At 33.6% G+C, this 16,989-nt stretch carries 10 protein-coding genes and 1 pseudogene; 9 read left to right on the top strand and 2 right to left on the bottom strand.

Annotated elements, in window-relative coordinates:
- Positions 1-148 precede the first annotated feature (148 nt).
- Positions 149-673, top strand: a pseudogene (locus SVZ03_11425) (integrase core domain-containing protein).
- Between the two features lie 104 nt (positions 674-777).
- Here the strand turns inward: SVZ03_11425 and SVZ03_11420 are convergent.
- Positions 778-2,196, bottom strand: coding sequence for a sigma-54 dependent transcriptional regulator (locus SVZ03_11420; GenBank protein ID MDY6934812.1), 1,419 nt, complete (start codon positions 2,194-2,196; stop codon positions 778-780).
- Complete coding sequence (locus SVZ03_11415; GenBank protein ID MDY6934811.1) at positions 2,189-3,871, bottom strand: cache domain-containing protein; 1,683 nt, start codon at positions 3,869-3,871, stop codon at positions 2,189-2,191. The genes SVZ03_11420 and SVZ03_11415 overlap by 8 nt, the downstream gene beginning before the upstream one ends.
- Positions 3,872-4,801: 930 nt before the next feature.
- Here SVZ03_11415 and SVZ03_11410 point away from each other — a divergent pair.
- The 8 genes from SVZ03_11410 to SVZ03_11375 all read left to right on the top strand — a co-directional run bounded on the left by SVZ03_11410 (position 4,802) and on the right by SVZ03_11375 (position 16,984).
- Positions 4,802-5,203 (top strand): response regulator, encoded by a 402-nt coding sequence (locus tag SVZ03_11410; GenBank protein MDY6934810.1) that lies wholly within the window; start codon positions 4,802-4,804, stop codon positions 5,201-5,203.
- Positions 5,204-5,343: 140 nt separating this feature from the next.
- Positions 5,344-7,221, top strand: coding sequence for a GNAT family N-acetyltransferase (locus SVZ03_11405; GenBank protein ID MDY6934809.1), 1,878 nt, complete (start codon positions 5,344-5,346; stop codon positions 7,219-7,221).
- A 25-nt stretch (positions 7,222-7,246) separates the two neighbouring features.
- On the top strand, positions 7,247-9,358 hold the full coding sequence (locus tag SVZ03_11400) for an acetate--CoA ligase family protein (protein ID MDY6934808.1): 2,112 nt from the start codon (positions 7,247-7,249) through the stop codon (positions 9,356-9,358).
- Positions 9,355-10,404, top strand: coding sequence for a DRTGG domain-containing protein (locus SVZ03_11395; GenBank protein MDY6934807.1), 1,050 nt, complete (start codon positions 9,355-9,357; stop codon positions 10,402-10,404). Before SVZ03_11400 ends, SVZ03_11395 begins: the two co-directional genes overlap by 4 nt.
- An 8-nt stretch (positions 10,405-10,412) precedes the next feature.
- The gene (locus tag SVZ03_11390) at positions 10,413-11,243 is read left to right on the top strand and encodes a GGDEF domain-containing protein (GenBank protein ID MDY6934806.1); all 831 of its coding nucleotides are present in this window, start codon (positions 10,413-10,415) and stop codon (positions 11,241-11,243) included.
- A 173-nt stretch (positions 11,244-11,416) separates the two neighbouring features.
- The gene (locus tag SVZ03_11385) at positions 11,417-12,352 is read left to right on the top strand and encodes a hypothetical protein (protein ID MDY6934805.1); all 936 of its coding nucleotides are present in this window, start codon (positions 11,417-11,419) and stop codon (positions 12,350-12,352) included.
- A 441-nt stretch (positions 12,353-12,793) separates the two neighbouring features.
- Positions 12,794-13,621 carry a protein-glutamate O-methyltransferase CheR gene (locus SVZ03_11380; GenBank protein MDY6934804.1) on the top strand — a complete coding sequence of 276 codons (828 nt, stop codon included), beginning with the start codon at positions 12,794-12,796 and terminating at the stop codon, positions 13,619-13,621.
- A gap of 18 nt (positions 13,622-13,639) precedes the next feature.
- The gene (locus tag SVZ03_11375) at positions 13,640-16,984 is read left to right on the top strand and encodes a response regulator (GenBank protein MDY6934803.1); all 3,345 of its coding nucleotides are present in this window, start codon (positions 13,640-13,642) and stop codon (positions 16,982-16,984) included.
- The last annotated feature ends 5 nt before the right edge of the window (positions 16,985-16,989 follow it).

The following is a 16,989-nucleotide window of genomic DNA, read 5'->3' as shown; positions in this document are numbered from 1 at the left end:
ATTGTTTTACCGCTTCTCTCCAGTAACTCTACTGAATCGATCTTAAATTGTTTGTCAAATTTTCTTCTTGATTTCATTGACTCCTCCGTTAAGCTTATTATCGTTTCTTTTGCTTAACTTCGTGTCATCTTTTTTGGGGCAAGGCCATTTTATCGATACTTATACAAAGGTTGCTTTTGTTAAACTCTACACTACTAAAATTGCTATTACAGCTGCGGATATTTTAAACGATAGAGTGTTGCCATTTTTTAAGGAGCAAGTGATTCCCCTTTTGAGGATATTAACAGATAGAGGGACTGAGTATTGTGGAAAAATGGAAAACCATGAATATCAGCTGTATTTAGCAGTTGAGAATATCGATCATTCTAAGACAAAAGCCAGGAGTCCTCAATCGAATGGTATTTGTGAACGATTTCATAAAACAGTTTTGAATGAATTTTATCGCATTGCTTTTAGAAAAAAGATTTACAGAGATTTAGAAGAGTTACAAGAAGATCTTGACAATTGGATAAAAGAATATAATGTTGCGAGGACACATGCTGGTAAATATTGTTTCGGAAAAACGCCTATGCAAACATTTTTAGATTCGAAAAGTATTGCTATAGAAAAGATGCTGGATAATAACTTACAGACAACAAAAGAAAATGAGAGTGTCAGATTAAATGCTGGCTAGTGCAAATAAAGTGCGCCCATTATTTCTTATAAGGCGCTCACTTTTAAATTTATTTATTTTCGGCTTGTTTAGGTTAAAATCCAATGTTTAGGTGTTATGATTTTTTAGGGATCTTGATGTTTGATATTATATTTTTTCATTAATGCCTGAAAATTTGTTCGTTGCATGCCTGTATCTTCGGCAGCTTTTGTGACATTCCATTTATTTCTAGTTAGAGCTTCTATAACAAAGGTCTTTTCCACTTCTATAACTGCATTTTCCCTTGCTTTTTTTTTGTTCTCTTTCAATTCGATATTTGTCATAGGCGCTGAATATTTATTTGTGTTATTAGAAATGCTGTTTTCATCAATATCTATAATATTATTTATATTTTCGGATGATAAAAGATCATCATCAGAGATAATAACAAGTCTTTCAATAGCGTTCCTTAATTCTCTAACATTCCCGGGCCAATTATATTTCATCATAATGTCCATTGCTTCTTTAGAGAATTCTTTGGGTCTTTTATCAAGGGTTTGGCATATCTGTCTTAAAAAATTATATGCTAGTATTGGAATATCTTCAGGTCTCTTCCTAAGAGGGGGAACATCTATGGAAAAAACATTTAATCTATAATAGAGGTCTTCGCGAAATTTTTCTTTCTCTATCATCATTTTAAGATTACGGTTGGTTGCTGCAATAAGCCTGATATCGACCCTCTTGACCTTCTCAGAACCGACTGGTCTAAATTCACGGGATTCCAGCACCCTTAATAATTTTTTTTGGGTATCCATTGGTATATTGGATACCTCATCCAAAAAGAGTGTACCATTGTCAGCAATTTCAAATAATCCGCGTTTACCAGTGGAAGCTCCGGTAAATGATCCCTTGGTATGGCCAAAGAGTTCACTTTCTAAAAGACTTTCAGCCAGGGTGCTGCAATCAACTGGAATAAAGTGCATGTCTTTTCTTGAACTGTGATTGTATATTGCGCGTGCGATCAGTTCCTTGCCTGTTCCGCTTTCACCAGTAATTAAAACAGTTGAATCTGTAGGCGCAATTTTTTCAATTAGCTCAAATATCCTTATCATTTCATCACTTATACCGATTATATTATCCAGTCCATATTTGTGGGGAGTAACTTTACATCTATATATATGTTTCAGTGATTGCATTCTTTTTATCGATGCGTCTCTGACAACAGAAAGCAGTTCGTCAGGTGTGAAGGGTTTAGGGAGATAATCAAAAGCGCCTTTTTTAATGCTTTCAACTGCATTTGATATAGTGGAATACCCTGTTATTATAATAACCTGAATCTCTGGATAATTTTTTTTAGTAAATTCCAGAATGTCCATTCCTGATATCTCAGGCATCTTAAGATCTGTTATAACAATATCGAATTCATTATTTTTAATAAGTTCTATACCCTCTTTACCCTTAAGTGTTGTCTTTATTTCATATCCTTCTTCTCCTAGAAAGCGTTCACAACTGCCGCATACTACTGGTTCATCATCAATGAGAAGAATCCTCATTTTTTCATGCATCGTACACACCTTCATCATTAGTTTTATTAAAACATTCAATTGGCAATATTATTGTAAATGTTGTGCCAATTTCAACCTGGCTATCGACAATAATCTGGCCACCATGTCTCTTAATTATTCCATAACTTACAGCGAGTCCAAGTCCTGTCCCTTTCCCAATCTCTTTAGTAGTAAAAAAGGGGTCAAAAATTTTATCTATAGACTCATATGGAATACCGTATCCTGTATCTGTGATATATATAATAATATTGGTATAATTTTCATTTATATTTGTTTTAATAATTAGATCTCCACCGTCTGACATGGCTTCAACAGAATTCAGCATAATGTTAATTAAAACCTGTTCAATTTGGTTGATGTCAATCTTAATGTCAGGCAAATTGTTACATAGATTAAGTTTTAGGTTTATTTTCTCAAAAAATATTTGATTCTTGATAATAGAAATAGTGTCTTTGATAACATCATTGATATTAGCTGATTCCTTGTGTGGAATGCTTTCTCTTGCAAAGTTTAATAAATTGCTTATTATTTCACGACAACGAGTTGTCTCTTTCACGATTATTTCTATATCTTTCCAATTTTGAGTGTCTTCAGGGAATTTTTTTAGTAGCAGGTGCCCATACATAAGAACACCTGTTAATGGATTATTAATCTCATGGGCTACCCCTGCTGCCATTCTACCTAAAGCAGCCAACTTTTCTGAACGCATTAGTTGCAGTTGGGTTTGTTTTGCTATCTTTATGTCCCTTTCCTGGAGTTTAAAAGCCATTATGTTAAATGATTTTTCTAACTCTCCTATCTCATCATTTGAATCAATTTTTGCGCTTAAAGTAAAATTACCTTTTGAGATTTGTTGAGATGCATTAACTAAAAATTTTATTGGTTTTGTTATTCGGTTGGCAATTATATTTGATACAAGAAATACTATGATCATACCAAGCATTGTAACTCCAAGGAAAATAAGCAATGCTTCCCTCTTCATATCAACAAATTGTTGTTCAATCATTCCCAAACCGATCATTCCAATAATTTGTTTATCAATGTCTCTAAGCGGTAAATAACCTGTTATATACCATGAATTGACAACATAGGCTCTCCCAATGTACTGATTGCCATTTTCTATGACTTTTTTGTATACCTCTTTTGAAGCCCTTGTGCCCACAGCTCTTTCTCCATCATCTGTAGGAACATTTGTAGCAATACGAATATCCTTCTGGAAGATCGATACTCTCCCTATATCCATGCCTTTGTGTTTATTATATACAATTTTTTTTATTTTATCGACAAGATGGAAATTTTGGTTTATGATATCTCCTCCATATAAAATGCCAATAAAATCGCCATTATCACTCCATATCGGTGCTGCTGCCTTTAGTATCATAGCATATCCCCCTTTATCTGCTTTCTCTATGTTATAATTTATACGCTTCTCAATGTGCCTTCCTTCATTTATTAAATCCGATTGCGGTACTAATATAAACCCGCAAACAATCTTTTTGCTCGCTAATACTTTGTTAATAATTTGATCATTGCTTTGATCATCTCCAAAGATTACAGGATTATGCCCTCTGTATATAACAATACCATTTTTATCAGTAATCGCTGCTATATCCATTTTTACAGTATTAATAATTTGATCTAAACATTCTTTCAATGACGTGATATCTTTAATCATAAGAGATATCTTAATACAATCTCTTAAAGTTGAGAAGTAAATTGTGTTTTGAATTGTATCGGTTCTATTATTTATAAATTCTTTTGCTGAGTTTAAATCGGTTAAAATTTTAATTTGAACTTGATTTAACATTCCTTTATTGATAATAAATATTCCAATGACTGAGGTAATAAGTCCAGTCATCATAATTATTATGGTAAAAACAATTACGAGTTTTGTCTTTAAATATATTTTCATTATAAATATTGATTTATAGATCGTAAGAATTGTTGAATAACCAGGTATAATAAACAAACAGATATAATCGCATTAATCAGATAGAATAATTTAAAGGTAGGGTAGATTTACCTTATGATAAGTCATAATAAATAATATTGCTAAAGTGCAATTATTAAAAGAATTTAATCAATATGCAAAGTCAAGTAGAAAAATGATCGTTTGCTGTTGGTAATTACGTTTTTCAGATTATGATTTACGTTACTATATTCAATTTGTCGTTTTATTTAAATTTGAATTCAAGTAATCAATAGCCTTCTAATTATAGCTCTAAAAATTATTTGTCTTATGCTCATATGTACATATGTAGGAATATTCCTACATTCGTTATACGAAATTATCTACAAAATTAATATAGATAATCTCAATTATAAATCAGGTTTTCTATAATTGATATATTGTAATAAAGTGGATAAATTATTTTTAGCTTTTTTATAAACATAAGCAATAAGAGGAATAAGCTTTCTTGATAATAATTTAATTACCCAAGGAGTGAAATTATGTTTATTGTTAGTGGAAATAAAAGAACAGGGGATTTTGATAGTATTTTATTAACTGAGGATAACTTAAAAAAAGTTTTAAGTCGTTCAAAGAGATATTTTAAAAAGATAACTAGTATAATATATTTTGTATTGTAAATCAATGGAGGCGCTAATGCTTAATAATAATCCAATAACTGAGATGATTACAGATAATAATAAGGCTATTAAAAAAGTAGTAATAGTAGAGGATTCATTGTTGATTTTAGCTAAAATTGTAGAGATGCTTTCATATATTAAGGAAGTTGAAATTTCAGGTGTATCAGGAATACCATTTGATGCAATAGAAAAAATTAATAAACAAAAACCCGATTTCGTAATACTGGACATCAAACTACAAGGAGGTAGTGGAATAGATGTATTAAAAAAGATTAAGATTAGTTGCCCGAATACTAAAGTTATTATATTAACTAACTATGCTTATCCCCTGTACAAGCTTAGATGTATTGATCTTGGAGCAGATTATTTTTTTGATAAATCAAAAGATTTTGATAAAATTTATGAATTATTATCATAAATAAGATTATGCAAATCCAATGGATTTGTTATCTATAAAAATATTAGTATTTGTAAAAATTGAAGAAAACAATCAGGACATGATTATAAAGGAATATTTAAGCATGCAATAATTAGGCTGTGTTATAGAATAAAAGAGTAATGGAAGATACTATACAAATATGGAAAGATAAATATCCTGAAAAATTTATTGATGAGGACGCTATCTTTCAAAATATTCGGCGCGGTAACAGGATATTCATAAGTACGGGATGTGGCGAGCCGGAATATCTCGTTAATGCGCTAATAAAGTATGTGGAATCAAATCCAAAAGCAGTGGCTGACGCTGAGATTTTTCATATATGGACACTCGGTGTCGCTCCTTATACAGATGAGAAGTTTAAAGACAATTTTAGACATAATTCCTTTTTTGTTAGTAACAACACCAGGGAATCTGTCAATAAAGGATTGGCAGATTATACTCCTATATTTCTTTCACAGGTGCCTGGCTTAATAGCTAAAGGATTGATCCAATTTGATGTAGCGCTGATTCATACATCTTTGCCAGATAAAAATGGATACCTGAGTTTAGGCATAAGCGTTGATATTGCCCCAGCTGCGATTACAAATGCATCCCTCGTTATCGCTCAGATCAATTCAAATATGCCTCGAGTGCATGGGGATTCTTTTATTAATATAAAGGATATCGATTTTGTCCTTCCGCATGATGAGCCTTTATTAGAGTTTTCGCCTAAAGTTCCGGATGAAATTGCTCAGCAGGTTGGGAAGTATGTTTCACAGATAGTCAATGACGGCGATACTATACAGGTCGGTTATGGCAGTTTGCCAAATGCAGTTCTATATAACATGCAGGATAAGAAGCATCTTGGAATCCATACAGAGCTTATAACAAATTCGGTAATTGAATTGATCAAAAAAGGGATTGTTGATAACTCGATGAAGAGCAGAAATTGGGGCAGGACAGTGGCGACATTTTGTATGGGCTCTAAGGAAACCTATGAATTCCTTAATGATAATCCGATAATAAGGTTTAGGACCATAGATTATACCAGCAATCCGTTAGTTATATCTAGTATAAACAATATGACCGCAATTAATTCAGCATTGCAGGTTGATCTAACCGGTCAGGCAACGGCTGAGTCAATTGGGAGTACTTTTTTCAGCGGTATTGGCGGAAGCGCTAATTTTATGCGCGGCGCTGTCTTGGCGACTGGAGGCAAGAGCGTGCTAGTGCTTCAGTCTACTGCGAGGAACGGCGAAGCTTCGCGTATTGTTCCCTTGCTAGATGCGGGTGCTGGCGTTACATATACAAGAGGAGATATTCATTATATCGTTACTGAACTGGGCATTGCGTATATTCATGGCAAGAATATCAGGGAGAGAGCAATGGATCTGATTGCTATTGCTCATCCTAAATTTAGGCCATGGTTGATTGAGGAAGCAAAAAAAATAAATCTTATATATAAAGATCAGGCGTTTATCCCTGGCAAGAAGGGGGAATATCCTGAACATTTGGAAGCATATAGGACAACTAAAAGCGGGATTAATATTTTTTTGCGGCCGGTTAAAATTAATGATGAGACCTTAATTAAGGATTTTTTCTATTCTCTTTCGGATAAAAGTCTTCAGAGAAGATTTTTAAGCAAGATGTTCAGCGTTCCACATAAGATGAGGCAGAAATTTGTAGTTATTGATTACACGATGGATATGGCAATACTCGCTATTATCAAAGAAAATGATAAAGAGATTTTGATAGGAATAGGGCAGTATTATAAAAATGAAACCAATAATACTGCTGAAGTGGCCTTTGCAGTTAGGGATGATTATCATAATAAGGGAGTAGGGACAGAGCTTTTGTCATATTTATCAATACATGCAAAGAAAGAGGGTCTTCAGGGATTTACTGCAGATGTTTTTTATGAGAATAGACCTATGATACGCCTATTCGAATCAATGGGTTTTGATATATCAAAAAGAATTGAACTTGGTGTTGTTGAACTAACTATGAGATTCGTATAATTTAAATAATTGAAGGATAAGCGGCGTGATTAAATATCTGTTTCAACCCAGAAGTTTTGCATTAATTGGCGCTTCACAAAATGAGAATAAAATTGGATATAAAGTATTGAAAAATATCATTTCAGGCGGGTTCGATGGCAGACTATATTCCATAAATCCGAAAGGCGGAGAAATCGATGGGATGAAGGTATATAAAAGTATTGATGATATTGATGATACAATTGATTGCGCCTCTTTAGTATTACCAGCAAGATCTGTCATTGACGCAGTTAAGGATTGCGCGAGAAAGAAGGTAAAATATTTGCAAATTTTAAGCTCAGGATTTTCGGAGATTGGCAATGATGCTGAAGAAAGGAAGATTGTATCTATTGCTCGGGCTTCAGGAATGCGCGTTGTGGGGCCAAATATGTTTGGTATATATTCTTCTGTTTCATCTTTGAACTCAACCTTCTCTTCATCACTTATTAGCCCAGGACATGTCGCCATACTTACTCAAAGCGGGGCTCTTGGAATTGCGATGATAGGCAAAACCGCTGTTGAGAATATAGGATTATCCGCTATTGTCTCGATTGGCAATAAATGTGATATTGATGAATCTGACCTGCTAGAATACTTGACCCTTCAAGAAGAAACAAAGGTAATTTTTATGTATATGGAGGGTATAAAGAAAGGGGAAAGATTGATTGAAGCATTGAAGAATGCGACGAAAAAAAAACCCGTTATTGTTTTAAAATCCGGGGGTTCAACAAGGGGCGCTTTAGCTGCAGCTTCGCATACCGGTTCGCTTGCTGTTCCTGATGAGATTTTTGGCGCGATTATGAAACAGTGCGGGGTACTCAAAGCAAACAATTTAGAAGAGGCTTTCAATTGGTGCAAGTTTCTTGCTGAAAGTCCTAAACCAATGGGTTTTAGAAATGTTATTCTTACAAACGGTGGCGGCATTGGCGTTCTTGCAGCCGATGCGTGTGAAAAACAGATGATTGGTCTCTATGACGATCAGTCATATTTACACAACTTATATAAATCCGTAGTGCCGCCTTTCGGTTCAACAAAGAATCCAATCGATATAACCGGAGGCGCTAAAGCGGAAGATTATAATCTTGCTCTTTCTGTAAACGCTGGAAGTGAAAATATTGACTCGACAATAGCATTATACTGTGAGACAGCGGTTTTTGATTCTGGAAGCATAGAGGAAATGATTACCCGTACCTATAAAATGCACAAAGAGAGAGGCAAGCCAATAGTCTATGTAATAGTTGGAGGAGTGAATGTTGAAAATTCTGTAAATAGATTAAAAAACCAGAGAATTCCAGTATACAATGAAGTGGACCATGCAGTATCTTGCTTAGGCGCATCCTGCAGGTTTTATGGATACTTAAATGATAGATCAGATGATATTGAGGTGGCGGAAATTAATGACCAAAAAATTAACAATATTATCGATTATGCTATAAATGATGGTAGAACTTTTTTATTGGCCCATGAAGGGGCTTCTGTAATGGAAGCCGCTAGAATAACAATGCCTATAAACAGAATAGCACACAGCTTGCATGAGGCTTTGCAATATGCTGAGGAGATTGGATATCCTATTGTGATGAAGGTAGTATCTAGAGACATCCTGCACAAGAGTGATGTTGGAGGCGTAATGCTTGATTTATTGAATCGAGATGAAGTAATCGACGCATATGAGGCAATAATACATAAATGCAAGGCATATAATCCAAATGCAATAATTGATGGTATTGAAGTCTGTCAGATGGCTGCCCAGGGAATAGAGCTGATTCTCGGGGCGCGAAGAGACCCTTCATTTGGGCCTATTGTAATGTGTGGTCTTGGAGGAATATATGTGGAATTTATAAAGGATGTATCTTTTAGAGCTATACCATTAAATCGAAGTATAGCAATGTCAATGCTGGAGGAGACCATAGCATATTCCCTGTTATTAGGAGCAAGAGGGGAAAAGAAGAAGGATATTGATGCTGTAGTAGATAGTATAATAAAAATTGGGACAATAATTGAAAAATGTGACAAGATATCAGATATTGAGATCAATCCCATAGTTGTATATGATGAAAACAAGGGACTAAAGGCTCTGGATGCAAGAATATTAATCTATAGCTCAATGGAGGCAAGATGAAAAAGATAGTAATCTCATCGATACGTGAGTGCGTTGGCAAAACCAGCATAATCGCTGGATTTGTAACTGCTGTGAATAAGAGGTTTGGATATATTAAGCCTTTGGGTGATAGGCTTGTATATTATCGAAAAAAGAGCTGGGATTACGATTCTCATACAATTGTAAAACTTCTAGGTTATGAAGGGGATCTCGAAAGTCATTCGGAAAATATTACAATAGGCTTTGACCATTCAAAACTTAGATATATGTATGATGAAGAGGGAATAAAGGAAACTCTCTCTGAGATGGTCGGAGATATAGGCCGTGACAATGATGTGTTGTTTATTGAGGGTGGTCGAGATCTAAGTTTTGGGACATCGGCGCATCTTGATCCGCTTTCAATATCAAAATATATAGACGGAAAAGTCATTATTATTATAAGCGGCGATAGTGATATGATAATAGACGATATACAATTTATAAATAAATATTTAAATTTGGATGATATTAATTTTGGTGGTATTGTAATAAACAAAGTTAATAATATCGACGAGTTTTATAATAATTATATTCCCCTTATTGATAAAATTGGTATAGATGTTTTCGGAGTTCTGCCTTATAAAGAAGAATTGACTTACTTTAATGTTGGATTTTTGGCAGAAAGTCTTTTTGCCAAGGTTATTTCAGGTGAAAAGGGTTTGAAGAACATCGTAAAAAACATTCTAATTGGTACAATGTCAACCACCAACTCGATGATGTCTCATTCTATAACTAGAGACAATCAACTAATGATAACCAGCGGAGATAGAAATGATATAATACTTAATTCGATAAAGAGCGGCAATATCGGGATAATTTTGACTAATAATATTGTGCCGTCTCAGAACATCATTTCAAAAGCGGCCGAGCATAATATCCCATTACTTCTTGTACCCATGGATACATATCAGGTGTCTAAAAGAATAGATGAGATGGAGGCTTTATTGACAAGCGAAAGTAATGATAGGATTAAGCTATTGGCTCAATTAATAGAGAAAAATGTAAATATTGATAATTTCCTTAGGTAACAAGAGTTATGTTAAAGCAAAAATATATAAAGGTACTATGTTTCATTCTGTGCATCATGTTTACGGTTGTTATTGGGTATATTCGTTATTCATTAGGTGTGGAACTGGCATTTTCAATATTTTATTTAATCCCGATCACAATGACCACAATGGTAAATGGAAGAATATCAGGTATTTTTATGTCCATTTTCAGCACAGCGTCATGGCTTATAGCTGATGTTATGTTGTTGGAAAATTTTTCAGGCAAATATATCCCTTTTTTGAATGAAACCTTTAGGTTTATTGTCTTTTTGTTTATTGTTTTTTTAGTATCAAAATTGATGCATTTATTACATAAGCAAGAAGAGATTGCTGCGACAGATCCTTTGACAGGGATAGCTAATAGAAGATTTTTTTATAAACAGGCGGAGAATGAGTTAAAGAGGATTCAGAGACATAAATATCCCCTTTCTATTGCATACATAGATCTTGATAATTTTAAGTTTATAAATGATAAATTTGGACATAATGAAGGAGATCATTTATTGAATGTAGTTGCTCAGAGCATAAAAAAAAATATTCGAACTATTGATATATTTGCGAGATTAGGAGGCGATGAATTCGCGATACTATTTATAGGAAGTGGAGCGGAAGCGGCCTTTTCAATTTCCAATAAGCTTAATACTAATTTATTAAGGTTAATGAAAGAACATGGCTGGCCTGTGACATTTAGTATCGGGATTGTCACTTATGAAACACCCCCATCTAGTGTAGATGAATTGATAAATTGTGCTGACAAGCTTATGTATCAGTCAAAACGTAGCGGTAGGAATATGATTAGCTCTAAATTAATAAATTAAGGAATTTATCATTTTATATGATATAGCAATTATCATATAAATATTAAAATATTAGTGTTAATAGTATACAAAAAGAAGATTTCGAATGCGAATTATGTTAATAGTATTTATTGGCAATGTTATTTTCTCGGTTTTCTAATAGGATTTATTTTGTATAAAATATGGAGGGAAAAATGACGGATATTGCAAAATTTGCCAGCTTGCATAATCATTCGATGTATTCCGATGGTACTTTTCAAATTAAAGAACTAATTGATAAAGCTCACGAGAAAAATATCGATCTGCAAAATAAAAGGAAAATGATGATTAAGGGATTTGCCATCGTTGATCATGATTTTTATCCTAGCGAATCTATAATAAAAGAGGAGAGAGAATATGCTTCCCAATATGATATTGAATTAATTTTCGGCACTGAGATAAGCGCTGACAGCGCTAATGTGCATATTGTTGGGTATGAGCTTGATCCAACATGTTATTCGATATACCATTATATGTTAAAGGAGCAGTTCAAGAGGGTGGAAGCCTTTGAAGACACCTGTCGACGATTAAACCGTTTATTTGAGAAAGAGGGCCTTTCAATAGACTTGTATAGGGATATAGGTCCAAGCGCCCTTAAAAAGGACAAGTATGGAAGAGTAATCGAGCATGGACCCTTAAGATGGCATTATTTGAGGCAAGCAATGGTGGAAAGGGGAATGGCAAAAGACAGGAGGGATGCGGATATACTTATTGGCCCGGGAGGTCCTTGTTATCATCAGAGGGAGACTATAGACAGCATTACAGCGTTAGACCTGATCAAGGATTGCGGAGGCATTGCTGTAATAGCCCATCCCCATCAGATACCAGAGAACTTCCGCTGGAGGGTTATAAGTTCATTAATAGAGGCCGGGATTGATGGAATTGAGGCTTATCACAAATCATACTTTGAGCCGGAGAATGAGAACATATATGTAAAACTTGCAAAAGAAAATAACCTTATGGTATTATCCGCTACTGACACGCATGATAACATTGAGGATATCGAAAGATTCTTGGTCCCCTACAAGATATTTGAGAGCATTAGATCAGCAGGGTATTCGCTTTATCGTGCTGACAAGGTTGTAAATTAAGCGTTGCTCTAATTTTATAGTGGAGGATTGATAAGGGGGGACTTATAATAGAGATATCGTCTTTAGTTGTTAATAAGTTTTTCCGCCGATGGATCAAAAGGTGATAAGCTCGAATATAATTTAGATTCAATTGATATTAAATAAATATACCCTCATTAGGTCTTGTAAAAGGCTTTACTTGAAACTATAACTCCTATAATTCTTCTCTTCAATACTCATTCCAGAGAATAATTTTATTTTTATCCTCTACAATTTGATTTTTTTAATATAGTTTATTAATATAATCTTAAGAGTCTGTATTTGAAGTGAAATGGGATGAAAGTAATTTCAAGTGAATTCTAGATATTCTGAGTTTTATTATACCTTTTGAATTAGGATATAGAGTTCGTTTTGGTAATTATTTCATAATTATCAATAATCATAAAAGAGTAATGTAAGATATTGATACAATCTATTTTAGAATTTATAAATGAAAAACGTCACATAGATCTCAGTGATTATAGAAGAGAAATTGTAGAAAATACTATACATAGAAGAATATTTTTGTATAAATGTTTAAATATTAGCGAATATCTTGATTATCTCAAAGATCACGATGATGAGATTGGTAAATTACTCGATGAAATTATAATTAATACAAGCAGCTTCTTCAGAAATACCCTTACCTTTGAATATTTTTATAAACATATCCTTTTAAATATTATATATGATAAAATAAAGAAGAAAGAAAATAATATAAGGATATGGTCAACCTGTTGTTCCACCGGTGAAGAGCCCTATAGCCTAGCAATTTTAATAAATGAGTTTCTTACCAGAACTAAAATATTATTTAATATTGATTTTTTTGCAACTGATATTGATGTAGATGCTCTGAATAAGGCCAGAAAGGGTATCTATTCTCCTGAGAGCGTTATTGATGTAAAATATGGTTTATTCAGGAAATATTTTTCATGTATTGATGAAGTACATGAGCAGTATATTATTCATCCCTGTATAAAAAAAATAGTGAATTTTTCTTTGTACGATATTCTTGACAAAAAAACCTCTGTGCCTGAAGAAAGTATATATGGAGACTTTGACATTGTATTATGCCGAAATGTGTTGATATATTATAGCGTTGAATCACATGATTTTATATTCAACAAAATATACAGATCTCTTGTAAAGGGCGGTTATCTTTTTCTTGGTGAAACAGAGATGCCAACCTTACGATACATTAATCGCTTTCAACGGATAGATAAATGTTGTCATATTTATACTAAAATTTGATCGCATTACTGAGGGCAAATGAATCTTCGATTTAAAAGCATTAAAACAAGATTGCAGTTTTGGTTTATTGCGCTCGCCATCCTTCCTCTCATTATTATAAGCATATATATTTATAATAGCAGATCAGAAGCAATAAAAAATAGGGAATTTGAAAAGTTAAAAGCCATAATGGATTTAAAGGTTAAATCCATTGACATCTGGTTAAATGATAGAATTTCAAATATAATTACAGTAAAAGATGATCTGTATAGTAAAAATATCGAATATATTATAAATAAAAAGGATAGAAATATTCAAGATCTAAAGAAATTCGAGATGATGAGAAATGATTTAAAGCGTTATATGAATAACTATCAGTTTTATGATGAAATTTCTGTCATCAATGCACAATCAGGAATTGTTGAGATTTCTTCGGATTTATCTTTTGAAGGAAAAGACAGATCCATGAATGCCTACTTTATTAAGCCCTTAATGAGCAAGGATTTATATATTGATGATATCTATTATTCGAAGAGACTTAATAAACCTGTTATGGTTATATCAATACCCATGTTTTGTTTAGAGCGTAAAGGCAGACATCCTATCGCCATTGTAGCGGGCAAAATAGATTTGAAACATTATCAAGATGATTTGCTTCTTGACCATACAGGCATGGTGAACACAGGCGAGACCTTTATCATTAGTCGCGATGGCATTGTGTTAAGCGAGTTAAGATGGGACAGGGATGCCATGTTAAAGAGGAGAATAGTAGCAGAACCCGTATCTCTGGTATCAAAAGGTAATCGAGGGATTATAGAAACAAGGGATTATAGAGGAGAGAAGGTATTAGCTGCATATTCGTATCTTCCCCTAACTCGATGGGGATTTGTAGCCAAACAGGATATAAATGAGGTCTATCAGCCAATTTATAAAATGATGAGGCAATTAATAATATATTTAATAATATCTTTTGTCTTCGTATATTTTATCTCCAAGGGATTGGCAAATAGACTTTCAAGGCAGATAATTCATATGTCTAGGGTCGCTAATAGAATTCGCCTAGGGGATTTGGAAGCAAGAAATGATGTTGTTGGTGAAGACGAGGTCGCCGATTTGGGGAATATCTTTAATGAAATGGCTGATTCCATTAAGACTCAATTTGAGGTTCAAATCGGGAATGCTGAGATAATAAATAAATTATTAGTCACAACAGGAATTTATGATTTCAGGAGGGAACTCCTATCTATTTTAATTAAAATTACAAAATCCGATTTTGGAGCTTATTTTGTATTGGAAAGAGAAGAGGATAAATATTGTCCTTTTTATTCAATTGGGTTAAACGCTGAAGCCTTGCAATCTTTTAATGCTAAAATTCTAGAGGGTGAGTTCGGAAAAGCAATAGAGACTAAAAATGTCAGTCATCTTAAAGAGATTCCAAAAGATAGTATTTTGAAATTCAAAACATTTGCCGGGGATTATTTACCTAAAGAGATAATTACTATCCCAATTGTTATTCAAGATGAAGTGCTTGCTGTTATTTCCCTTGGCGCCCTGAATCGCTATTCTGCACAAAGTATGGAAATTATTAAAATAGGTTGGAAGAGCATCAATACAGGGATAGCTAATCTGCTTGCTAATGAAGAAACTATAAGGTTGGCGGAAGAATTGAATAGCAAAAACAGTGAGCTAGAGATTCAGTCAAAGGAGCTTAATTTGCAGGCCTCTCTCTTAGCTCAGCAATCGGATGAATTGCGGCATCAGAATATTGAGCTGATGACACAGAAAGATAAGATTGAGGAAGCAAATCGATTAAAGAGCGTATTTCTTTCAAATATGAGTCATGAGCTGCGAACCCCTCTTAATTCCATTCTTGCCCTTTCACGCGTTTTAATTATGCAAACTAAGGATAGACTTACACACGAAGAAATAGAATATCTTAATATAATTGATCGAAATGGTAAAAATCTTTTATATTTAATAAATGATATCCTTGATATATCAAAAATAGAAGCAGGTAAAATAGAGATAAAACTTAATACCTTTTCCTTGAAAGCAATAATAGATTCAATTGTTGAATCCCTTTTGCCCATAGCAGATGAAAAAGGCATAGAGTTAAAAAAAGATATCGCTGATGACCTACCGAGAATTGAGAGTGATAAGAAAAGGGTAAATCAGATTCTTCAAAATATTATTGGAAATGCAATAAAATTTACTGATGAGGGAAGCGTTACAATAGATGCCTCAACTGATGATGAGAATATATTTATTAAAATTATTGATACAGGAATTGGTATTTCGGAAGAGGAAATTCCTATTATATTCAGTGAATTTTCGCAATTAGATAGTTCTTTAACAGGCAGGTATGGGGGCACAGGACTTGGACTTGCTATTGCTTATAAAACAGCAGAAATAATCGGTGCTGAGATCAAAGTCGCGAGTGAACTACATAAAGGTTCTACATTTACTGTAATTCTTCCAATAAAATGGGAAAAATCAATTGATTTTGTTATGGATAATTCTTCTGAGAATGGAGAAATATATGATCCTGTAATAGGTAAAAGGATCTTGCTTGTGGAGGACAATGAGGTTGCTGTTAATCAGATGAAAAAAATTCTTGTAAAAGAAGGATTTATTATTGATATAGCTAATGATGGGAGGGAGGCGATTGAATATTTAAAATATTCTATTCCTGATGGTATTATACTAGACCTGATGATGCCAGGGATGGATGGCTTTGATGTTTTAAATGATATACGCTCAAAGAAATCTACTGAATCTATTCCTGTACTTGTGCTTACCGCAAAAGATTTAACTGCTGAGGATATGAAAAAACTCACTAATAACAATATTCAGCAGTTGATTCAAAAGGGAGATATCAATAAAAAAGAATTATTATTCAAAATACAGCAATTATTTAAAAATAAGTCCATCAATGACAGGGGATTGGACAGTTCCAATAATAATGACAAAGATGAGATTAAAAATAAAGCAAATGATAAATTAATTCAGCGGGAAAATAGTAAATATAATGTCCTTATAGTCGAGGATAATCCGGATAATATGATTACAATTAAGGCTGTGCTTGGCAAAAGATATAATATATTAGAGGCAGTTGATGGAGAAAGCGGGCTAAGTTTAATTTATGAGAATCTTCCCGATTTAGTTCTTCTTGATATCGCATTGCCCCAAATGAGCGGCTTTGACATTATCAATAAAATAAAGAGTAGCGAAGCTGCAAGGCATATTCCGGTTATCGCATTGACCGCATTTGCGATGTCGGAAGACAGAAAGAGAATCCTTGATGCCGGTTTTGATGATTATATATCTAAACCAGTCGAGCCGGAGGTGGTTCTAAGAACGATAAGAAAAAACCTGGGAGAATAGATATT

It is taken from the genome of Spirochaetota bacterium (genome assembly GCA_034190085.1).
Taxonomy (GTDB): Bacteria; Spirochaetota; UBA4802; order UBA4802; family JAFGDQ01; genus JAXHTS01.
The sequence above is the reverse complement of the archived record's forward strand: the minus strand, read 5'-3'. Positions and strand labels throughout refer to the sequence as shown.

Coding starts and splice junctions, on each gene's coding strand:
- SVZ03_11420 (MDY6934812.1), bottom strand. CDS start 2,196: ATGCATGAAAAAATGAGGATTCTTCTCATTGATGATGAACCAGTAGTA.
- SVZ03_11415 (MDY6934811.1), bottom strand. CDS start 3,871: ATGATTAAAGATATCACGTCATTGAAAGAATGTTTAGATCAAATTATT.
- SVZ03_11410 (MDY6934810.1), top strand. CDS start 4,802: ATGCTTAATAATAATCCAATAACTGAGATGATTACAGATAATAATAAG.
- SVZ03_11405 (MDY6934809.1), top strand. CDS start 5,344: ATGGAAGATACTATACAAATATGGAAAGATAAATATCCTGAAAAATTT.
- SVZ03_11395 (MDY6934807.1), top strand. CDS start 9,355: ATGAAAAAGATAGTAATCTCATCGATACGTGAGTGCGTTGGCAAAACC.
- SVZ03_11390 (MDY6934806.1), top strand. CDS start 10,413: ATGTTAAAGCAAAAATATATAAAGGTACTATGTTTCATTCTGTGCATC.
- SVZ03_11385 (MDY6934805.1), top strand. CDS start 11,417: ATGACGGATATTGCAAAATTTGCCAGCTTGCATAATCATTCGATGTAT.
- SVZ03_11375 (MDY6934803.1), top strand. CDS start 13,640: ATGAATCTTCGATTTAAAAGCATTAAAACAAGATTGCAGTTTTGGTTT.